Below are 18,887 nucleotides of genomic sequence, written 5' to 3' on the forward strand. Positions count from 1 at the left end.
GGCCGACGTGACCCAGCTGCGCACCCTGTACCCGCCGCTCGAGCCGTACCAGTTCGGGCATCTCGACGTCGGCGACGGACAGCAGATGTACTGGGAGCAGAGCGGCAACCCCGACGGGAAGCCGGTGGTGTTCCTCCACGGCGGGCCCGGGGGCGGCACCGATCCTGCGCAACGACAGTTCTTCGACCCGCAGGTGTACCGGATCGTGCTCCTCGACCAGCGCGGATGCGGACGTTCCACACCCCACGTCGCCGACGGGGCGGATCTGTCGGTCAACACCACCGGCCGTCTCCTCGGCGATGTGGAGTTGCTGCGCGCCCATCTCGGCATCGACCGGTGGCAGGTCTTCGGCGGGTCGTGGGGCTCCACACTGGCTCTCGCCTACGCCCAGAAGCATCCCGACCGGGTCACCGAACTGGTGCTGCGGGGGATCTTCCTGCTGCGCCGCAGCGAGATCGACTGGTACTACAACGGCGGCGCCGGACACCTGTTCCCCGAACTGTGGGAGGAGTTCCTGGCTCCGGTCCCGGAACCGGAGCGGGGTGGCGACCTCGTCGAGGCCTACCACCGGCTCCTGCAGTCCGACGATCCCGACGTCGCGACGCGGGCCGCGGTCGCGTGGTCCACGTGGGAGGGCGCGACGAGTTCGCTGCTCCCCAAACCGGAACGGGTGGTGGAGACGTCCCAGCCGAGGTTCGCGCTTGCCTTCGCCCGCATCGAGAACCACTACTTCCACAACCGCGGCTTCCTGGACGAGGGTCAGCTTCTCCGGGACGCCGCCGCACTGGACGGCATTCCGGGCGTGATCGTGCAGGGACGCTACGACGTGGTGTGCCCGGCGACCAGTGCGTGGGCGCTTCACCGGGCCTGGCCGGATTCGCGGCTCGAGATCGTCGACGACGCCGGACACTCCGCGATGGAGCCGGGCATCGTGCATCACCTCGTCGAGGCAACGGACCGGTTCCGCAACTGACCCGCTATGCGGGGTAACCGAACTCGACGGTCCGCTTCGCGACGTCGGCAGAGACGAGCCTGATCTTCACCTGTTCGCCCTCGGCCGGGTCGCCCACGCATTTCGCCATCACGGATACGGACGGGACGAACACGTCCGCGGTGCGCTTGCCGTTCCGTGACCGCAGCACGGTCGCGTCGAACGTCTCCCCCACCCGGTCGGCGAGCACGGTCGCTTCGGTGAGGTCGATGCAGGCACGGTCGATCTTGCTCGCGAGAGAATCCGAGCCGACCATGATCTCGGGCATCGAGCCCAGCGCTTCCCGCGCCCAGGACGGCACCGGTGTTCCCGCGGTGGCGGCGAGGCACACCTCCGTGGAATACCGGTCCGAGAGCCGGCGCAACGGCGCGGTCACGTGGGCGTACGGGGCGCCGATGGCGGCGTGCGTCGTCAATTCGGGCAGGGCGCCGTCGAACGCCGCGTAGTCGGCGCCCCGCAGCAGTGACGGCGCCTCGGTCATCAGCACCAGCGTCGACGCCGAATTCGGATCGAGCCGCGCCAGGAGTTCACCTACCCCGACGCTCTGCGGCCAGTCGATCGCCAACGCCGACGCCGTGCGTCGCAGCGCCTCGACCGCGTCCGGCCCGGCGGGCGGCAGGGTGCGGAGCAACCCGACCTTCGCGTCGAGCATCATGGCCGCGGCGCACATTCCGGTGAGGAGCGAGATCTCGGCGTTCCAGTCGTCGGCCTCGGTGCGGGGCGCGAGGTCGACGCGCCAGCCGTCCCCGTCCGGCACCACTTCCTGCTCGGGGAGCCGGAGTTCGATCGCGCCGCGCGCCACCGCCGCCGCGGTGCGAAGCCGGCCGAACTCCGGCAGCGACGCGATCGACGGATGCAGTCGTCCCGCCTCCGCATCGGCCTGCACACCGGCGTAGTCCAGCCGTGCCACGGAACGGACCGTGGCACGGGACACCGTGCAGGACACCGGTTCGGCCGACTCGTCGAGTTCGATCCGCCACACCACCGCCGGGCGGTCCTCGTCCGGAAGGAGACTCGCGGATCCTTCGGAGAGCTCCTTCGGGTGCAGCGGCACCTTGCCGTCGGGCAGGTAGAACGTCTGCCCGCGTTTGCGGGTCTCCACATCGAGCACCCCACCGGGCTCCACGACCGCGCCGACGTCCGCGATCGCGTAGTGCAGGACGAATCCTCCGTGTGTCCGCTCCAGATGCAGCGCCTGATCGAGATCCAGGGAATCGGGCGGATCGATGGTGACGAACGCCAGATCGGTGCGGTCCTCCCGCTCGGACGCGTACCGATCGGATGCCGCCCGCGCCTGCGCGACCGCCGCGGGCGGATACCCCTCCGGCAGGTGGAATTCGGTGCGCACGGTGCCGAAATCGATTCCGCGCGCAACGAAACGACTCACCGGCACCTCACACACACCCTTTCCGCAACGCTAGTTGTTCCACTCCTCGTCTGCCCGGTCCGCCGCCTTGTTCCGCTCCGCGGCGATCTGCAGCGCCTTCTCGGCGGACGCGCGGTCGGGGTACGGCCCCATCCGGGACATCGACGATGCCGCCTTCCCCTGCGTGACCGTGCCGTCGTCGACGTTGTAGTACCAGAGATGATCTTCGTCAGTCATTCCCTCAGTGTGGCACCGGTGGGACGTGTGGGGTTGTGGATCACGCTCAGACTGTTACCCTCGGAGACCTGTCCGGTGATACGGTCCCCGGCGCCGGTCAGTGCGGTGCCGATGGCTCGCCTTTCCGGCGCAGTGCCCGAACAGAGAATGGAGCGAGCATGTCAACGATCATTTTTGATCAGCTACTTCCCTACCTCGGTGCCGAAGGCGCCACCTACTGGGCCCAACTGCTGATGGTCGATCCCGTCTGACGGCTATCGATCAGTCGATACCTCGAAGCCCCCGCCGGACGTGTCCGGCGGGGGCTTCGCTGTGAAGGGGCAGGCACGCCCGCGACACATTCGTGACGTTGGTCCGAACGCTTCGCCCTGCCCCGGGGACTGCACGTCTCTAGGCTGATCTGATGGCAGTGAATCCAGCGATCGAGGGTCGTGTCTACCCACCGACCGAGCCCTACCTCGTCGGCCGCGAGAAGATCAGGGAATTCGCCCGCGCCGTCTTCGCCACCAACCCGACGTCGTTCGACGTCGACAGTGCCCGCGCCGCCGGTCACGCCGATCTCGTTGCCCCGCCCACGTTTCCCGTCATCGTGCAGGAACGTGCACTGGCGCAGCTCGTCGCGGATCCGACGTCGGGAATCGAGCCCGTCAACCTGGTGCACAGCACCGAGCACGCCACGTCCGTCCGCCCGGTCGTGGCGGGCGACGAACTCTCCGCGATACTTACCGTCACGAACGTGACGTCGCGCGGCCCGCACACACTGCTCGTCGCCGACATCGAGATCCTCGACGCCACAGGCGATCACGTGAGCACCATGACGTCGACCCTGTTCGTCAGGGGGGAGGAATGACGTCCCCGGGGCGAATCATGCTCGGCGACACCGTCGCCAAGTCCCGATATACCGTGACCCGCGAATCCCTGGTCCGCTATGCCGGGGCGTCCGGCGACTTCAACTCCATTCACTACCGGGACGACGTCGCGGACGCCGTGGGCCTGCCGGGCGTGCTGGCGCACGGCATGCTGACGCTGGGACTGGCGACGCAGTGCGTCGTCGACTGGCTCGGCGACCCGGCACGCGTCACCGGATACCGCGCCCGCTTCACCAAGCCGGTGATCGTCGCCCCGGACGAGGGCGCGGTCGTCGAGGTCGTCGCGAAGGCCGCGCAGGTCGACGAGGCCGCGGGCACCGCCCGGATCGACCTGACGGTGACCTTCGACGGACACGCGGTGCTCGGCAAGTCGCAAGTGTGGATTTCACTGCGCTGAGCGCGCCCGACATACTGACCCCATGATCGGTGTCGTGGTGACCGCGTTCGCGGTGCTCGGGCTCCTGACCGTCATTCCCGGCCCGGACATGGCGGTGGTGACGCGCGCGGGCCTGTCCGGTGGATGCGGCGCCGCGCTGCGGGCGACATTCGGTGTGGTCGCCGGGTTGACGGTGTGGGGCGCGCTGACCGTCGTCGGGCTCGGAGCGGTGCTCGCCGCCTCCGCGGAGGCGTACACCGTCGTGAAGATCGTCGGCGGGATGTACCTGGTGTATCTGGGGCTCTCCACCCTCTGGCGCAGCCGGTCGCGACGACGCACCGCCGCGGTCGAACCGGCACCTGTTCCGTCGCCGGGATCGAGTTGGCGGGCCGGGTTCCTGACGAACCTCCTGAACCCCAAGATCGCGGTGTTCTACACCGGCCTGCTCCCGCAACTCGTTCCGCCCGGGTGGCCGACCGCCCCGACCCTGGCGTTGCTCGTGCTCGTTCACGGGCTCCTCGGGATCGTCTGGCTCGGCGCGTACAGCCTCCTGCTGACCCGGGCGCGCACCACGCTGGAGAAGCCGTCGGTGCGACGGGTCCTGGATCGGATCACCGGAACGGTCCTGTTCGGTTTCGGTGCCGGCGTCGTCGCCGAGGCGCGGTAGGACCGAGGTCAGTTCCGGGAGTCGCCGGCACTCGCCGAACTGCCGCCGAGCAGAATCGTGCTGATCAGATTCGGGTCGTCGGTCATCGGGACGTGCCCGATGCCGGGCAGGACCAGTATCTGCGCCTGCGGGAAGAATCGGCGCACGCGTCGTGCCTGATACACCGGCAGAATCAGGTCGCGCCGCCCCCACGCCACGGTGACGGGAACCGTCGCGTCGACGACCGGCGGGAGATCGAACTTTGCTGTCATCCCCTTGTCGACCAGGGCATTCGTAGTGAGCGAGTGCGTGTCGATCACGGCGTCCTCGTACGGCACCCGGCTGGGCCGGGCAAAGAAGGCGGCGAGCGAGGGATAGCGGACGGCCTTGTATCGCAAAGCCTTCGGAGCGTTCGGACCCATCGCCCGGGCGAGTCCGCGCAGGGCGCGGAACGTGTAGATGGTGCGTGCTTGATCGGCATGGTTGACGAAGAAGCCGGCCGGTGAGAGCGCCGTGGCCGAGGCGACCTCGCCCCGGGCCGCCAGAGCGAGGGACAGCCAGCCTCCGAGCGAGTTCCCCGCGACGTGCGGCCGTTCCCCGGCCGGCGTCACCGAGCGGACGAACCCGCTCAGTTCCTCGAGGAGTTGATCCATCATGTCCGGGCCGTCGTCGAGTGCGGCCGATTCTCCGTGCCCCGGAAGGTCGACGGTGACCACCCGGCGGTAGGGCGTCAACTGGTCCAGGAGGGCGTTCCAGGCCTGCCGGCGATGCACCACCCCGTGCACGAGTACGAGGGTGGGGCCGGAGCCGGCGATGTCGTGGGGCAAGTCCATGGACAGATGTTACCGCTATCACGAGTAACATCTACTGCCGCCGGTAGTGGGGCCCGTCGCCCACGGTTGTGGGCGACGGGCCCCGACATCGACCCCGATTCGGGTCGGTCGGGCCGATGCGGGAAAGATGCTAACCGGTCTGTTTGTTATTCGCCAGTCGGGGCCGTGACCTCGCCGATTGGTACAAGGGTGAGGCGGACGAGTTGGCGTGTAAGCCGGATCCTGTCCCCGGGCGCCGAAGCGCCGGGTGGCGACCATCCATCTGGGCACACCGTCGCCGGGTACCTCGAGCGGTTCACCCGCAGGCTCGGGCGAGCAGCCCTCGAACACCTGCGCAGCCGCACCGGGATCCCGGAGGAACCGGTGCGGCCTTCAACCTTGCTCCGGGCGGGGTTTACCTAGCCACCCCGGTCACCCGGGGTGCTGGTGCGCTCTTACCGCACCGTTTCACCCTGACCGACGCCACACCCCGGAGGATGTGGCATCGGCGGTCTGTTTTCTGTGGCACTGTCCCGCGAGTCACCTCGGGTTGCCGTTAACAACCGCCCTGCTCTGTGGAGTCCGGACTTTCCTCGACTCAGGGCCTGTGCACTGAAGTGCTGGTTCCCTGTGCCGCGGTCGCCCGGCCAACTCGTCCGCGCGATCAGCCTACAGTCCGTGCGAACGTGTCATGTCGCCGCACTATGGTCTGTTCATGACCCGATACGCCGCCCTCCTGCGCGGCATCAACGTGGGTGGCGTCAACATCAAGATGGCCGACCTCCGCAGCACCTTCGTCGATCTCGGATTCGAGAACGTGAAGACCGTTCTCGCGTCGGGCAACGTGCTCTTCGACTCCGACCGCGGCGACGCCCCCGCCCTGAAGAGGGAGATCGAAGCCGCGCTGCGTGCCGAATTCCACTACGAAGCCTGGGTTTTCGTCCTCGACCTCGACACGGTCCGGAAGATCGTCGAGGACTACCCATTCGACCCCGAGCGAGAAGGCTGGCACCCGTACGTGCTGGTGACGCCTGAACCCGACGTCCTGGACACACTTCTGAGCATCCGGGACGAGCTGGATCCGGAGGTCGAACGGGTGCAGGCCGGCGACGGCGTCCTGTACTGGGAAGTCGAACGGGGCATGACGCTGAAGAGCAGGTTCGGCAGGAGCACCGGCGCTCCCAAGCTCAAGGCGTTCACCACGACCCGGAATCTGCGCACCCTCCACAAGCTCCTGAAGTGACCCCTCGGTGACAGTTCTGGCGGTGGCGCTCGTCGCCGGAGTCCTCGTCTTCGCGGTCGTGCGCCCACGCAGGCTGCCCGAGATCGTCGCGGCCGCACCGGCTGCGGTCGTCGTCCTGGCCACCGGTCTGGTGACGCCGTCGGAGGCCTGGGACGAAGTGTCGGAGATGGCCCCCACCGTCGGGTTCCTGGCGGCGATCCTCGTGCTCGCGCACCTCGCGGACGCCATGGGTGTGTTCACCTGGATCGCGGGCCGGTTGCGCCGGGGGGCGCGGGGGGATCCGAAGAGGTTGCTGACACTCGTGTTCGGGGCGGCGGCGCTGACCACCGCGGTGCTGAGTCTCGATGCCACGGTGGTCCTGCTGACACCGGCGGTGATCGCCACGGCCCGCTCGCTGCGAATGGATCCGCGCCCCCACTCGTACGCCACGGCTCACCTGTCGAACACCGCGTCGACCCTGCTGCCCGTGTCCAACTTGACAAACCTCATCGCGTTCTCGGCGACCGGGTTGACCTTCCTGCATTTCACCGCCGTGATGGCCCTGCCGTGGGCTGTGGCGATCGTCGTCGAACTCATCTTGTTCCGCGTGTTCTTCCGGCGTCACCTCGGCCGGCCCGAAGCCGAGCCGGATCCGAAACGCGATCCGCAGGCGCCGGTCGCCGCACTGTCGATCATCGCGGCCACACTCCTCGGGTTCGCGGTGTCCGGCTTCGTCGGGGTCGCACCGGCATGGGTGGCCGCGGCGGGGGCGATCGTGCTGGGCGTCGTCGCCCTGCGCGACGGCCGGACCAGCGTGAGACGGATCGTGTATTCGATCGACGTGTGGTTCTGCGCGTTCGTCCTGATCCTCGGCGTCGTCGTGGCCGGGGTCGCCAACGGTCCGATCGGCGAATGGATCGCCACGCGGCTGCCGACCGACACGTCGTTCACCGCGTTGCTCACGATGGCCGTCGTCGCCACGGTCGCGGCGAACCTGGTGAACAACCTGCCCGCCACGCTGCTCCTGCTGGCGGCGCTCGGACCGCACCCTCCGACCGGACTCGTGCTGGCGATGCTGCTCGGTGTGAACCTCGGCCCCAACCTCACCTACGTGGGATCGCTCGCGATCATGCTGTGGCGGCGCGTGGCCGCGCGAGCCGGATCTCCCGCAGATCTCCGGACGTTCACGGTTCTCGCGCTGGTGACCACGCCGTTGACCCTGCTCGCCGCGGTCGTTGCCCTCTGGGCCTGTGAGTACTTGTTAACCGCGGGCGGTTAACAAGTACTCACAGGTGGGAGGTGTCGTTCACCAGCCGGACGGACGAGCCGCCGTCGGGATAGAACTCGGCGATGCTCAGCGACGCCAGATCCAGATGCAGCCGGTACAGCAGGGAGGGTCCCGCGTCGAGCGCCAACTGCAGCAGGGTCTTGATGGGGGTCACGTGGGTGACCACGAGGATCGTGGAGCCGGCGTAGGAGGCGGTGAGGTCGTCGCGGACCTTCAGGATGCGCTCCCGCACCTCGTCGAAGCTCTCCCCCGCGGGCGGGCACACCGACGTGTCCGACAACCACTTGCGGTGCAGTTCGGGGTCGCGCTCGGCAGCTTCCCGGAACGTGAGGCCCTCCCACTCGCCGAAGTCGGTTTCGGTGAGGCCCTCGTGCACGGTGACCGGGAGTCCGAGCACCTTCGCCGCCGCCGTCGCGGTCTGCTGCGCGCGCCCGAGCGGGGACGACACCACGGCCGCGATTCCGTTGTTGCCCGCGAAGCGGGCGGCCGCGCCGTTCGCCTGGGCCTGCCCGATCTCGGTGAGGGCCGGGTTCCCGCGACCCGAGTAGCGCCGGTCGACGGACAGCGGGGTCTGCCCGTGCCGGAGCAGCAGCATCCGGGTCGGGGCGCCCGTCGTGTCCATCCAGCCCGGTGCCGCGGGGGTGGTCTTCTCCGAGGGGACGGCAGCCGGTTCCGGTTCGACGTCGGCATCGCCGTCGGCGCCGTCCATGGCTTCGTTGGCGAGGCGGTCGGCGTGCGCGTTCTCCGCCCTCGGAATCCACGTGTACGTCACAGAATCGAACTGCCGGGCGAGTGTGGACGCCTGGCGCTGCAGCGGAATCATGTCCGGGTGCTTGACCTTCCAGCGCCCGGACATCTGCTCGACCACCAGTTTGGAGTCCATCCGCACGTCCACCTCGGAGGCGCCGAGTTCGGCGGCGGCGTCGAGACCGGCGATCAGGCCCCGGTACTCGGCGACGTTGTTGGTGGCGATCCCGAGGCTCTCCTTGCGCTCCGCGAGAACGGTGCCGTTGGCGGCGTCGAACACCACGGCGCCGTAGCCGGCGGGTCCGGGATTGCCGCGCGAACCACCGTCGGCCTCGACGACGACCCGACCGGCACTCACAGACCCGACTCCTTGGTGCGCACCAGGATCGCGCCGCATTCGGAGCAGCGCACGACGACGTCGGGTGCGGTGGCGGTGATCCGGGAGATCTCGCCGCGATCGAGTTCGATGCGGCATGCTCCGCAGCGCCGCGACTGCAGCAGTGCCGCTCCGACGCCGTTCTGGCTCCGCTGCTTCTCGTAGACGGCGATCAAGTCGGCGGGAAACTGGTCGGCCAGGGCCGTTCGGTCGCGGATGCAGCGCTGCTCGGCGGCGTCCAGATCCGCGACGGCGTCGTCCCGGCGGCGGCCGGCGTCGATGAGGTCTTCCTCGATCTGCGACAGCTGCGCACCGGCGTGGTCGTGGTCGGACTGCGACGCCTCGCGCCGTTCCATCACCTCGAGCAATTCGTCCTCGAGCAGTCCCTGACGGCGGACGAGGCTGCCGAGTTCGTGTTCGAGTTCGGTGAGCTGCTTCGATCCGACCGTTCCGCTCTGGAGCAGTGTGCGGTCGCGGTCCTCGCGCTGACGGACGGCGTCGACCTCACCTTCGAGTTTGCGGATGTCGCGGTCGAGATCGTCGAGGACGATTTCGACGGCCACGGCCGCGTCCTTACGGGTGACGCGCTCCGCCTCGAGCCGCTCGACTTCCTGACGCTCCGGAAGCGCGGTGCGTCGGTGGGCGATCCTCGACAGCTCCGCATCGACGCCGGCGAGGTCGAGAAGCTTGGACTGCACCTGTGGTTCGACGTTCACGCGTGGTAACTCCTGCTGTCTTCTGTGAAGGGTTCTGGTGTGCAGATTGCTTGGGTGTCAACCGTACCCCGGCGGATCACTGGTTTCGGCCGGACGGCGCTACGACGGCGACGCGCTGACCGACCACGGATCGGTTCGTACGGCCGACACCCGAACCTGCCATTCCGGTGTGCGGCCGAACGCGGCGTCGAGGACGCCCTTGGCCTGGTCACACCACGGCTGCTCGCTCGCCCAGTGCGCGACGTCGATCAGGGCCGGACCTCCGGCGCGCAGGTGCTCGTCCGCAGGGTGGTGTCGCAGATCGGCGGTGACGTAGGCGTCCACGCCGAGTCGGGAGACGGCGTCCAGGTACGAGTCGCCGGAGCCGCCGCACACCGCGACGGTGCGGATCGTCGCTTCGGGGTCGCCCGCGGCCCGCACACCCCACGTCGTGGCGGGCAGGGCGTCCGCCACCCGGTCGGTGAAGTCGCGCAGCGACAGCGGTTCGGGGAGCTCCCCGAACCGCCCGAGTCCGCGGGGTCCGGGGAACGTCGCCATCTCGAACACGTCGAACGCGACCTCCTCGTACGGGTGTGCGTCGCGCATCGCGGCGAGCACTTTCTGCCGGATGCCGCGCGGGGCGATCACCTCCACCCGGCTCTCCTCGACGCGTTCGAGCGCACCGACCGCGCCGAGGGTGGGGTTCGCGCCGTCGGTCGGGAGGAACTGGCCCTGCCCGGTGACGGACCAGCTGCAGTTGCGGTAGTTGCCGATGTGTCCGGCGCCCGCGTCGAACAGGGCGCGGCGCACCGTGTCGGCGTCGCCTGCCGGGACCAGGACGACCCACTTGTCCAGGTCCTCGGTGGGGTGTGGGTCGATCGGTCCGGTGACGGTGAGTCCGAGCGCCGCGGCCAGGGCGTCGGAGACGCCGGGGTCCGCGGAGTCGGCGTTGGTGTGCGCGGTGAACAGGGCGCATCCGGCCTTGATCAGTTTGTGGACGAGTGCGCCCTTCGGGGTGTGCGCGCCGACGGTGTCGACGCCGCGCAGCAGCAGCGGGTGGTGGACGAGGAGAAGGTCGGCGCCGGCGTCGATCGCCTCGTCGACGACTTCGGCGGTCGGATCGACCGCGATCGTCACCGTCGTCACCGTGTCGTCGGGGTCGCCGCACACGAGGCCGACGGAGTCCCACGATTCGGCGAGGGCGGGCGGGTATGCCGCATCCAGGGCCGCGATCACGTCGGCGAGACGCACCGGGTTCACACAATCTCCTTCATCGCGTCGATCAGCACATCGGTCTGCTCGGGGGGTCGGACCGCGACCCGGAGGAAGTCGGGACCGAGTCCGGGGAACGTGTCGCACCGCCGCACGGCGATGCCCCGCTCGCGTAGTTGCTTCCGCACGAGTTCGCCGTCCGGCAGTCGGAGCAGCAGGAACGGTGCGACGGCGGGCTGGTGCACCGCGACGCCGATCGCGTTCAGCCGCCGGATCATGTCGTCCCGCCACGCACCCAGCACGACGGCGTGCTCCCGAGCGGCGGCGACGGCGTCCGGTTCGCTGCATGCGGCGATCGCCTCCACCTGCAGGCTTCCCAGTGGCCAGTGCGCCCGCCCCACCTGCAGGCGTTCGAGGATCTCCGGGGAGCCGAGCGCGTACCCGCAGCGCAGTCCGGCCAGTGCCCACGTCTTGGTGAGGCTGCGCAGCACCAGCACGTCGGGCAGCGAACGACCGGCGAGCGACTCGACCTCGCCCGGCACCGCGTCGGCGAACGCCTCGTCGACCACGACGATCCGGCCGGGGCGGCGCAGCCGCAGGATCTCCTCCGCGGGGTGCAGCACCGAGGTGGGGTTGGTCGGGTTGCCGATCACCACCAGGTCGGCGGATTCGGGAATCGCGGCGGCATCCAGGACGTACGGGTCGTCGAGCAGCACCTGTGTGACGGGCACGTTCGCCTCCCGCAGCGCCCACTCCGGTTCCGTGAACGACGGATGGATCAGTGCTGCCTCCCGGACCCCGAGCCGCGGGAGCAGGGAGAAGCCCTCGGCCCCACCCGAGAGGAGCAGCACCTCCTCGGGCGTCCGGCCGTGCCGGGCGGCGACTGCGGTCCGGGCGGCGCGATCGGCCCCGACGGTGGGATAGGAGCCCAGGCGCGGCAACGCGTCCGCGAGACGCAGTCGCAGCCATTCCGGGGGCCCGTCGCCCTGCACGTTCACTGCGAAATCGAGGAGACCGGGCCCCGCATCCACGTCTCCGTGGTGACGCAGGCTCTCCCGGGTACCGGCACGAATGTCCACAACCGTCGAGCCTAAGGGACAATGGTCCGGTGACATCTCTCTCCACCTCCCTGTCCTCCGCCCCTTCGGCCCTGTCGGCTCCGATCGTGCTGTTCGATCTCGACGGCACGCTCACCGACTCCGCGCCCGGCATTCACGCCGGGTTCCGTCATGCGCTCGCGACGATCGGGCAGCCGGAACCGACCGACGAGATGATCGACGCCGTCATCGGCCCGCCGATGATCGACACGTTCCGGTCGATGGGGCTGGACGAAGACGTCGTGCGGCAGGCGGTCGCGGCCTACTTCGAGCGCTACGACAGCGTGGGGTGGGCGGAGAACGCCGTCTTCGACGGCGTCGAGAAGGTGCTGATCGACGCCCGCGACAGCGGCCGACGGCTCGCCGTCGCCACGTCGAAGTCCGAACGGTTCGCGATCCGCATCCTCGAACACTTCGAACTGGCCCAATACTTCGAGTTCATCGGCGGTGCCAGCGACGACGGCAGTCGGCGCGCCAAGTCGGACGTGATCGCCCACTCCCTCCGCAACCTGGGAGTCACCGCCACCGAGGGCGCCACCCCCGACGTCCTGATGGTCGGCGACCGTGACCACGACGTCCTCGGTGCCGCGCACTGGGGCATCCCCGCGGTGTTCGTCGAGTGGGGTTACGGTTTCCCGGCCGAGGCCGAGCGCGCGCACACGACGGCGCAGACCGTCGCCCACCTCGGGAAGATGCTCGATGCCGCAGCCTGACACCCCGTTGCACGTGACGTTCGTGTGCACCGGCAACATCTGCCGCTCCCCCATGGCCGAGAAGATCTTCGCCGAGCACCTCCGCCGGGAAGCCCTCGACGACCGGGTGACGGTGAGCAGCGCCGGGACCCACGGCTGGCACGTCGGCCGCGAGGCCGACATCCGCACCAACGAGACCCTGAAGCTGAACGGGTACCCGACGGGCCACACGGCCGCGGAGGTCGGGCCGTTCCATCTCGGCGCCGATCTGGTGGTCGCACTGGCGGCCAACCACGACCGTGAGCTTGCCCACATGGGGGTGCCCGACGAACGCCGCCGGCTGCTGCGCAGCTTCGACCCGGACGCGGACACGTCGTCCGTCCCAGACCCCTTCTACGGCGACCTCGAGGACTTCGAACGGGTCCGCCTGCAGATCGAGGCCGCGGTGCCCGGGTTGCTCGACTGGGTGCGCAGCCGGTAACCCACGATCAGGGTCCCCACCTGCGAGCGGCTACCGTGGAGGCGTGCGAAGGCTGAGATTTCTGTTGCGACCCGGCTGGTTGGTGTTGGCCTTGGTGGTCGCCGGATTCGCATTCATGTGTTTCTACGTGCTCGCGCCGTGGCAGCTCGGCAAGAACACGTCGACGGAGCACCGAAACCAGCTGATCGCCGACTCGGTCGACGCCGACCCCGTCCCGCTGGAGACCCTGCTGTCCGGCGCGGCCCCGAATCCGGACGACGAGTGGCGCCGCGTCACCGCGACCGGGTCCTACGTCCAGAACAGTGATCTGCTGGTCCGGTTGCGGTCCATCGAATCGCAGCCCGCGTACGAGGTCCTGACGCCGCTGCAACTGACCGACGGTCGCACGATCCTGGTCAACCGCGGCTACGTCCGCCCTGTGCAGGGAACCGAGCCGCCGCCGGTGGATCCGCCGCCGGCCGGGCAGGTTACGCTCGACGGTCGCGTCCGAAAGTCCGAGGGCACCATCGCAGGCAAGGAACCGATCGACGAGAACGGGCTCCGCCAGGTGTACTACATCGATGCGGGTCAGATCGGCGGTTTCATCGGCACCGATCTCGTCGACGCGTACGTGCAACTCGAACCCGGTCAGCCCGGCGGCCTCGGCACCATCCCGCTCCCCCAACTCGACGCCGGCCCGTACCTGTCGTACGGCTTGCAGTGGCTGGCGTTCGGCATCATGGCCCCGCTCGGCCTGGCCTACTTCATTCGCGCGGAGTGGCGCGAACGCCGCAAGGAGAAGTCCGCGAAGACCTCCGACGACTCCGCCCCGGTTCCCACACCGGTGGCCCGGAAGAAGCCGTTCGCCCGAAGCAAGCCGGTGGAGTCAGCGCCGCGGACGGCGGCGGAAGCGAAGCTGGCCGACCGCTACGGCAAGGGCCGCTGACACCAGCGCCGCACCGACCTGCACCGCCGCGGACAGCCGTACCGCACGGTCGAGGTCGACGGGCAGGGGCGACGGCCCGGAGCCGAGGACGGGTCGCATCTCGACGCCGTGCGCGTATTCGGTGCGCCCACCCAGCGAGATCCCGAGTGCGCCCGCCGCGCTGGCCTCCGCGACGCCCGCGTTGGGGCTGGGGTGCTGGGACGCGTCGCGTCGCCACGCCTCCCACGCCTCGTTCGGCGACCCGCCGACCGCCGGCGCGGCCATGACGGACAGCGCACCCGTCAGGCGGGCGGGCAGCAGGTTGAGGACGTCGTCCCACCGCGCCGCCGCCCAGCCGAAGTTGCGGTACTTCGGCGAGCGGTACCCGACCATCGCGTCCAGGGTGTTGGACGCCCGGTAGACGAACAGTCCGGGAATTCCGGCCACGGCGCCCCACACGAATGCCCCGACCGCCGAGTCCGACGTGTTCTCGGCCACCGACTCCAGCGTCGCCCGCGTGAGCCCGTCGACGCCGAGCACGCTGGGGTCGCGGCCGCACAGCGACGACAACAGGGCGCGGGCGGCGGCAAGGTCGTCCACCTCCAGGTGTGCGGCCATGCTCGATCCGGTCCGTCCCAGCGACGTCCCGCCGAGCACGGCCCACGTCGCGACGGCCGTTCCGGCTACCTCGCCTGGCCATCCCCCGCGCCGCGCCATCCGCGTCGCGGCGACCCCCAGCCCCGCCGCTCCGCCGACGAGGACCGCCACGTGCAGGATCCCGGCCGGCCGGGAGTCGCGGTACGTCACCTTCTCCAATGCCATTGCGGTGCGTCCGAATCCGGCCACGGGATGCCACCGGGCCGGATCGGCGAACACGCGGTCGGCGGCGAAGCCGAGGAGCAGGCCTGCAGCACGCGCGGTGGCGGGACGGGAGGTTCGATGCACGCCGATATTTGTATCAACTAACGTTGCAGTCGATGTAAAGGAGCGTCCCATGAATGCCGCGATCGACGAGTACCTGGTAGGCAAGGACCCGGACGCCACCGAGCGCCTGCTGCAGTTCCGTGACCTCGTTCTCGCGTGCGGCGAGGTGGACGAGCGGGTCCACCGGACCGAGATCGCGTGGGCTCGTGCCCGCGTCTTCGCTGCCGCGTTCATCTATTCGTCGCGGCTCGAGATCGCTCTCGACCTGCGTCGGCGCGTCCATCACCCGCAGCTCCGCGAGGCGTTTCCCACCACGAAGACGGTGATCACGCACCGTTTGACGATCACGTCCGACGATCAGCTCGACGACACCCTAGCGGCGCTCCTCGCCGAGGCCTACGACACCGTGGGTCCAGGCATTCGCGCGCACTAGCCGGGGGCACAATTGCGCGCCGATTCGCCGGATTCCCGCGCAATAGCGTGTGCGTCTCACCAATCCGTCGGCGGCTGCGAACCACGCACTCGTTCCGGTCGGTATGTCTGATTCCTGAAACTCTGCTGAGTATCTCGCCAAGCGCCCTTTACTGCGCCTACCATGGTAAATGCCGCCTCGTTCCCCCCATTCAGGGGCGGCGCACGGCCCCGCCCTGCTCACATCTTCGGTGCTGACTCAACACACCCACGTGGCCCGGCGGGGTTCTGCGCGTCCGGTGGAAATTCGTGTGAGGCATTGGTTTCGCCGACTGCGCCTGGGACGATCGAGAGGTGTGCAGCGACCTGACCAAGCTCGGCGACGACGAACTGCTCGCCCAGCTGGATGAGCACCGAGCACTGCTCGGCGAGTCGATCGCGAACGATTACGGCTGCGAAACGGTCCGCGGAGTCACCATCCGGATCACGGCGTTCGAGGCCGAACTCGGTCGCCGCGGCTCCGCGACCTCGCGCGACGCGACCTGACGGGCTACCTGCGGCTCGTGGTGGGAGCGGACCAGACGCCGGTCACTTCCCCGTCGTCCTCGTAGCGGTCGATCTTCACGATGCCCGCGCCGGTTTCGGTGGGCCGGTGCGTCTCGTTGACGGCCTGGAAGTCTGATTCGAAGGTCTTGTCGCTCGACGTGCCGTTGCGCAGCGTCACCTTGTACCTGGGCATGTCAGGAATATGCCACTGCCGGCGAGGCCGCGGGCGATGAACAGGTTAACTCCACGAAACCTGTCACAGGACGGCAGCTGAACTGAAATGACACAAATCTGTGCTATTTCAGTCAGAACTGCTATTTTCGGTATTGTGCCGTCCGACACACAGCTGATATTCGCCGACCACGTCGGCCGTTTCTACGCACGCCGGTACGGATTCCCGCCGATGGCGGGACGGCTGCTGGGGTACCTGTTCGTCTGCGATCCACCGCAACAGACGATCGACGAACTGGGCGAGGCGTTGCTGGCGAGCCGGAGCGCCATCACCGGGGCGGTCAAGCTGCTCGAGGGCTATCGGATGGCGCGGCGAACCCGAATGGCCGGCGAGCGGGTGGACCGGGTGAGCCTGGACCCGGCCAGTCAGCAACCGCAGAACTTCGATTCCGCTCTCCATCAGGAGCATGCGGCGCTGTTCCGGGAGGGATTGGCGTTGCTGGCCGACGCTCCACCCGAACGTCGCGCCCCGCTCGAGGAGATGGTCGCGCTGGCCGACTTCCTCAGCGAGCGACTTCCGGCGCTGCTGAACGAGTGGCACGCGCATCGCGACGAGCTCCGGGCTCGGCGCACAAAGAAACCCGATCGAGAAGAGGATGTACACCATGACTGAAATCGAACTGTCCGCCCTGCGCGAGCAGGCGGCCAACGGCGATTCGACCGCGCTCGACATCCTGATCGAGCTCGCCGGCGAACGGGGTGACATGGACGAACTCCGCCGGCTCGCAGACAACGGCAGCTCCGACGCGGCCGACCAGCTCATCGAACTCGCCACGGAACTGGGCGACATGAACGAACTCCGCCGCCTCGCCGACAACGGCAACATCACCGCCGCCGAGCAGCTCATGGAACTCACCGAGGAGTGAAGTGCCGTGCGGGGCGGCCGAACGCGGGCAGCACGGTGAACACCGACACGGAGAAAGCCCCGACCCGCGCGGAACGCAGATCGGGGCTTTGCCCTGACGGTGGGCGCGGAGGGTTTCGAACCCCCGACCGCTGGTGTGTAAAACCAGAGCTCTACCACTGAGCTACACGCCCGAACATCCGGCGAGAACCTCGCCGGATGCGCATCAGGACTCTAGCGTGGCGAGCGCTTTCTCCCAAGCTTCCTGGTCACGGGCCTCTCCGGGCCCGTTCATCTCGGCGAACCGGATGACGCCTTCCTTGTCGATGACGAAGGTGCCGCGGTTCGCGAAGCCCAGTTTCTCGTTGAAGACACCGTACTGCTGCGCGACCGCACCGTGCGGCCAGAAGTCGGCGAGCAGCGGGAAGGTGTATCCCTGCTCGGCGGACCAGATCTTGTGTGTCGGCGACGCACCGACGGAGAGCGCGAGAATCGCAGTCTCGTCGTTCTCGAACTTCGGCAGTTCGTCGCGAACCTTGCAGAGTTCACCCTGACACGTTCCGGTGAACGCGAGGGGGTAGAACACGAGCAGGACGTTCTTCTTTCCGCGGTAATCGGAAAGCGTCACTTCCTGATTGTTCTGGTCCTTGAGGGTGAAATCGGGGGCGGTGGTGCCCACCTCGAGCGGCATGACGTGATCCTTCGGTGAGTGAACGAAAAGGTGCGACTGTTCAGCGCTTGTTCGCGGGACGCGACTTCGGCTGAACCAGACGGCTTCCCGACCAGTCCCCGAGGTTCGCCGCCGACGTCTGGGTGAGACCGGCTGTAGGTGCGGACTCGGCGATCTCGCTGGGCTCCACGTGACCGGGCTGACCGGTCTTGGGGGTGAGGACCCACACGAATCCCTCGTCGGCCAGGGGGCCGATGGCATCCATGAGGGCGTCGACGAGGTCTCCGTCTTCGTCGCGCCACCACAGCAGCACGACGTCGATCACCTCGTCGGAATCCTCGTCAAGCAGTTCTCCACCGATGGTGTCCTCGACCGCGGCACGCAGGTCGTCGTCGGTGTCCTCGTCCCAGCCCAGTTCCTGTACCGCCATGTCGGCAGTGATCCCGAGTTTCTGAGCGTAGTTTTGGGCGTCCGCCGCGGCGACCACGGTGGGGTCCTCCTTTTGTTGACGGTGCTCGGATACCCGAACACCTGCCGGATGAAGATCAATTAGGTGAAAGCGAACATGCTCGAACGCTTTCGCGCAAGCCGACCACGCGAATTTTTCTCAGAAAGTACTGATGCGTGGTCATCGACCGAGCCTACGGTGCGGGAGTCACGATGTGGGGCAGGCTCCCCGAATCGAGTCGCTGAGCTCGTCTCCACGGCTCGCGAGTGTGTTCAGAATGTCACCGCGCTGCCCGCCGTCGACCGCGGTCGCGAGTTCCCGGTAGTTGTTCGCGTAATCGGTCAGCAGTCCGGTCAGCTCCGCGGGAAGTGCGGGCGTGGCGGCATTCGCCCCGTCGGCCGCCGCCCGAAGGGCTGCCGCCGCGGCGCTCGCCTTCGCACCGGTGTCTGCGGCGTCGGCGTTGGCGGCGTCGATGAAGGCGTTGTAGCTGTCGATGGTGTCGCCGGCACGGTTCACGAACATCGTGCACTGCTCCACGAGCGCCTCCCGCTCGGCCGCGGCCTTCTGGGAGGACGACGCGGCCACCGATGAGGACGTCGCCTCCGCGGCGTACTCGGCGGCCTGAGAATCGTTTTGCTGCGCGGTCCCCTCGACCGCGCCGCCGCATCCGGCGATGACGCCCACACCGACGATCGCCGCGACGGCAGCACTCGCCGGCCCCCAGCGGCGCGTCGACGTGCGCATTCGTCTCCCCCATGTTTTCGACGGCATCGACAAGTTCAACATTCGGCCCCGGATCTGC

25 protein-coding genes, 1 tRNA gene and 1 other RNA gene are annotated in these 18,887 nt (G+C 68.6%); 13 read left to right on the forward strand and 14 right to left on the reverse strand.

Annotated features, from left to right (window positions below; all coding sequences use genetic code 11):
• Positions 1-7: 7 nt before the first annotated feature.
• A complete protein-coding gene (gene pip / locus PSR88_RS05935; protein WP_016880014.1) occupies positions 8-973 on the forward strand; it encodes a prolyl aminopeptidase in 966 nt (321 codons plus the stop codon).
• A 4-nt stretch (positions 974-977) separates the two neighbouring features.
• On the opposite strand, the gene PSR88_RS05940 is transcribed toward pip, so the two are convergent.
• Both PSR88_RS05940 and PSR88_RS05945 read right to left on the reverse strand, forming a co-directional pair.
• Complete coding sequence (locus PSR88_RS05940; protein ID WP_029537299.1) at positions 978-2,378, reverse strand: RNB domain-containing ribonuclease; 1,401 nt, start codon at positions 2,376-2,378, stop codon at positions 978-980.
• A gap of 30 nt (positions 2,379-2,408) precedes the next feature.
• Complete coding sequence (locus tag PSR88_RS05945; protein WP_009473817.1) at positions 2,409-2,594, reverse strand: hypothetical protein; 186 nt, start codon at positions 2,592-2,594, stop codon at positions 2,409-2,411.
• A 403-nt stretch (positions 2,595-2,997) separates the two neighbouring features.
• Here PSR88_RS05945 and PSR88_RS05950 point away from each other — a divergent pair, with 403 nt between their 5' ends.
• From PSR88_RS05950 to PSR88_RS05960, 3 genes are read left to right on the forward strand one after another with little or no spacing between them, the layout of a single operon-like run.
• Positions 2,998-3,444 (forward strand): MaoC family dehydratase N-terminal domain-containing protein, encoded by a 447-nt coding sequence (locus tag PSR88_RS05950; protein WP_011594280.1) that lies wholly within the window; start codon positions 2,998-3,000, stop codon positions 3,442-3,444.
• Positions 3,441-3,860 carry a MaoC/PaaZ C-terminal domain-containing protein gene (locus tag PSR88_RS05955; RefSeq protein ID WP_011594281.1) on the forward strand — a complete coding sequence of 140 codons (420 nt, stop codon included), beginning with the start codon at positions 3,441-3,443 and terminating at the stop codon, positions 3,858-3,860. The genes PSR88_RS05950 and PSR88_RS05955 overlap by 4 nt, the downstream gene beginning before the upstream one ends.
• Before the next feature lie 22 nt (positions 3,861-3,882).
• On the forward strand, positions 3,883-4,506 hold the full coding sequence (locus tag PSR88_RS05960) for a LysE family translocator (RefSeq protein WP_009473821.1): 624 nt from the start codon (positions 3,883-3,885) through the stop codon (positions 4,504-4,506).
• A gap of 8 nt (positions 4,507-4,514) precedes the next feature.
• Here PSR88_RS05960 and PSR88_RS05965 read toward each other — a convergent pair whose 3' ends face one another.
• Positions 4,515-5,318, reverse strand: a complete 804-nt coding sequence (locus PSR88_RS05965) for an alpha/beta fold hydrolase (RefSeq protein WP_011594282.1) — start codon at positions 5,316-5,318, stop codon at positions 4,515-4,517.
• 195 nt (positions 5,319-5,513) lie between these two features.
• Positions 5,514-5,952, reverse strand: an RNA gene (gene rnpB / locus PSR88_RS05970) — RNase P RNA component class A.
• A 60-nt stretch (positions 5,953-6,012) separates the two neighbouring features.
• Between rnpB and PSR88_RS05975 the strand changes: the two genes are divergently transcribed.
• Entirely contained in the window at positions 6,013-6,540 is a 528-nt protein-coding gene (locus PSR88_RS05975; protein ID WP_029537293.1) for a DUF1697 domain-containing protein, read from the forward strand.
• A 7-nt stretch (positions 6,541-6,547) separates the two neighbouring features.
• Positions 6,548-7,798, forward strand: coding sequence for an SLC13 family permease (locus PSR88_RS05980; RefSeq protein WP_016880010.1), 1,251 nt, complete (start codon positions 6,548-6,550; stop codon positions 7,796-7,798).
• A gap of 7 nt (positions 7,799-7,805) precedes the next feature.
• Here the strand turns inward: PSR88_RS05980 and PSR88_RS05985 are convergent, their stop codons facing one another.
• From PSR88_RS05985 to cobC, 4 genes are all read right to left on the reverse strand, one after another.
• Positions 7,806-8,912 (reverse strand): bifunctional RNase H/acid phosphatase, encoded by a 1,107-nt coding sequence (locus PSR88_RS05985; RefSeq protein ID WP_016880009.1) that lies wholly within the window; start codon positions 8,910-8,912, stop codon positions 7,806-7,808.
• Positions 8,909-9,646: a zinc ribbon domain-containing protein gene (locus PSR88_RS05990; protein WP_009473900.1), complete on the reverse strand. Its 738-nt coding sequence runs from the start codon at positions 9,644-9,646 to the stop codon at positions 8,909-8,911. The genes PSR88_RS05985 and PSR88_RS05990 overlap by 4 nt, the downstream gene beginning before the upstream one ends.
• A gap of 99 nt (positions 9,647-9,745) precedes the next feature.
• Positions 9,746-10,885 carry a Nif3-like dinuclear metal center hexameric protein gene (locus PSR88_RS05995; RefSeq protein WP_016880008.1) on the reverse strand — a complete coding sequence of 380 codons (1,140 nt, stop codon included), beginning with the start codon at positions 10,883-10,885 and terminating at the stop codon, positions 9,746-9,748.
• Positions 10,882-11,916 carry an Rv2231c family pyridoxal phosphate-dependent protein CobC gene (cobC, locus tag PSR88_RS06000; protein ID WP_009473902.1) on the reverse strand — a complete coding sequence of 345 codons (1,035 nt, stop codon included), beginning with the start codon at positions 11,914-11,916 and terminating at the stop codon, positions 10,882-10,884. Before cobC ends, PSR88_RS05995 begins: the two co-directional genes overlap by 4 nt.
• Positions 11,917-11,945: 29 nt before the next feature.
• Between cobC and PSR88_RS06005 the strand changes: the two genes are divergently transcribed.
• From PSR88_RS06005 to PSR88_RS06015, 3 genes are read left to right on the forward strand one after another with little or no spacing between them, the layout of a single operon-like run.
• Entirely contained in the window at positions 11,946-12,647 is a 702-nt protein-coding gene (locus tag PSR88_RS06005) for an HAD-IA family hydrolase (protein WP_016880005.1), read from the forward strand.
• Positions 12,634-13,107, forward strand: a complete 474-nt coding sequence (locus tag PSR88_RS06010) for a low molecular weight protein-tyrosine-phosphatase (protein ID WP_009473904.1) — start codon at positions 12,634-12,636, stop codon at positions 13,105-13,107. The genes PSR88_RS06005 and PSR88_RS06010 overlap by 14 nt, the downstream gene beginning before the upstream one ends.
• 43 nt (positions 13,108-13,150) lie before the next feature.
• Positions 13,151-14,032, forward strand: a complete 882-nt coding sequence (locus PSR88_RS06015) for an SURF1 family protein (RefSeq protein ID WP_016880004.1) — start codon at positions 13,151-13,153, stop codon at positions 14,030-14,032.
• Here PSR88_RS06015 and PSR88_RS06020 read toward each other — a convergent pair.
• Complete coding sequence (locus tag PSR88_RS06020) at positions 13,973-14,956, reverse strand: cobalamin biosynthesis protein (protein WP_016880003.1); 984 nt, start codon at positions 14,954-14,956, stop codon at positions 13,973-13,975. The two genes, PSR88_RS06015 and PSR88_RS06020, sit on opposite strands and share 60 nt — an antisense overlap.
• A 49-nt stretch (positions 14,957-15,005) precedes the next feature.
• On the opposite strand from PSR88_RS06020, the gene PSR88_RS06025 reads away from it, so the two are divergent.
• On the forward strand, positions 15,006-15,368 hold the full coding sequence (locus tag PSR88_RS06025) for a DUF5655 domain-containing protein (protein WP_009473906.1): 363 nt from the start codon (positions 15,006-15,008) through the stop codon (positions 15,366-15,368).
• A 332-nt stretch (positions 15,369-15,700) separates the two neighbouring features.
• Positions 15,701-15,892: a hypothetical protein gene (locus PSR88_RS06030; RefSeq protein WP_009473907.1), complete on the forward strand. Its 192-nt coding sequence runs from the start codon at positions 15,701-15,703 to the stop codon at positions 15,890-15,892.
• A gap of 4 nt (positions 15,893-15,896) precedes the next feature.
• Here the strand turns inward: PSR88_RS06030 and PSR88_RS06035 are convergent, their stop codons facing one another.
• A complete protein-coding gene (locus PSR88_RS06035; RefSeq protein ID WP_011594293.1) occupies positions 15,897-16,085 on the reverse strand; it encodes a hypothetical protein in 189 nt (62 codons plus the stop codon).
• 135 nt (positions 16,086-16,220) lie between these two features.
• Between PSR88_RS06035 and PSR88_RS06040 the strand changes: the two genes are divergently transcribed.
• Both PSR88_RS06040 and PSR88_RS06045 read left to right on the forward strand, forming a co-directional pair.
• Entirely contained in the window at positions 16,221-16,736 is a 516-nt protein-coding gene (locus PSR88_RS06040) for a GbsR/MarR family transcriptional regulator (protein ID WP_009473909.1), read from the forward strand.
• A complete protein-coding gene (locus tag PSR88_RS06045; RefSeq protein ID WP_029537284.1) occupies positions 16,729-16,989 on the forward strand; it encodes a hypothetical protein in 261 nt (86 codons plus the stop codon). The genes PSR88_RS06040 and PSR88_RS06045 overlap by 8 nt, the downstream gene beginning before the upstream one ends.
• A gap of 100 nt (positions 16,990-17,089) precedes the next feature.
• Here PSR88_RS06045 and PSR88_RS06050 read toward each other — a convergent pair.
• From PSR88_RS06050 to PSR88_RS06065, 4 genes are all read right to left on the reverse strand, one after another.
• A tRNA-Val gene (locus tag PSR88_RS06050) sits at positions 17,090-17,161 on the reverse strand.
• A gap of 32 nt (positions 17,162-17,193) precedes the next feature.
• Positions 17,194-17,658: a peroxiredoxin gene (locus tag PSR88_RS06055; RefSeq protein ID WP_009473911.1), complete on the reverse strand. Its 465-nt coding sequence runs from the start codon at positions 17,656-17,658 to the stop codon at positions 17,194-17,196.
• Positions 17,659-17,698: 40 nt separating this feature from the next.
• Entirely contained in the window at positions 17,699-18,124 is a 426-nt protein-coding gene (locus PSR88_RS06060; RefSeq protein ID WP_005247829.1) for a DUF3052 domain-containing protein, read from the reverse strand.
• Between the two features lie 168 nt (positions 18,125-18,292).
• Entirely contained in the window at positions 18,293-18,829 is a 537-nt protein-coding gene (locus PSR88_RS06065) for a hypothetical protein (RefSeq protein WP_011594296.1), read from the reverse strand.
• Between the last annotated feature and the right edge of the window lie 58 nt (positions 18,830-18,887).

It is taken from the genome of Rhodococcus sp. DK176 (assembly GCF_038447315.2).
Taxonomy (GTDB): Bacteria; Actinomycetota; Actinomycetes; order Mycobacteriales; family Mycobacteriaceae; genus Rhodococcus_F; species Rhodococcus_F jostii_A.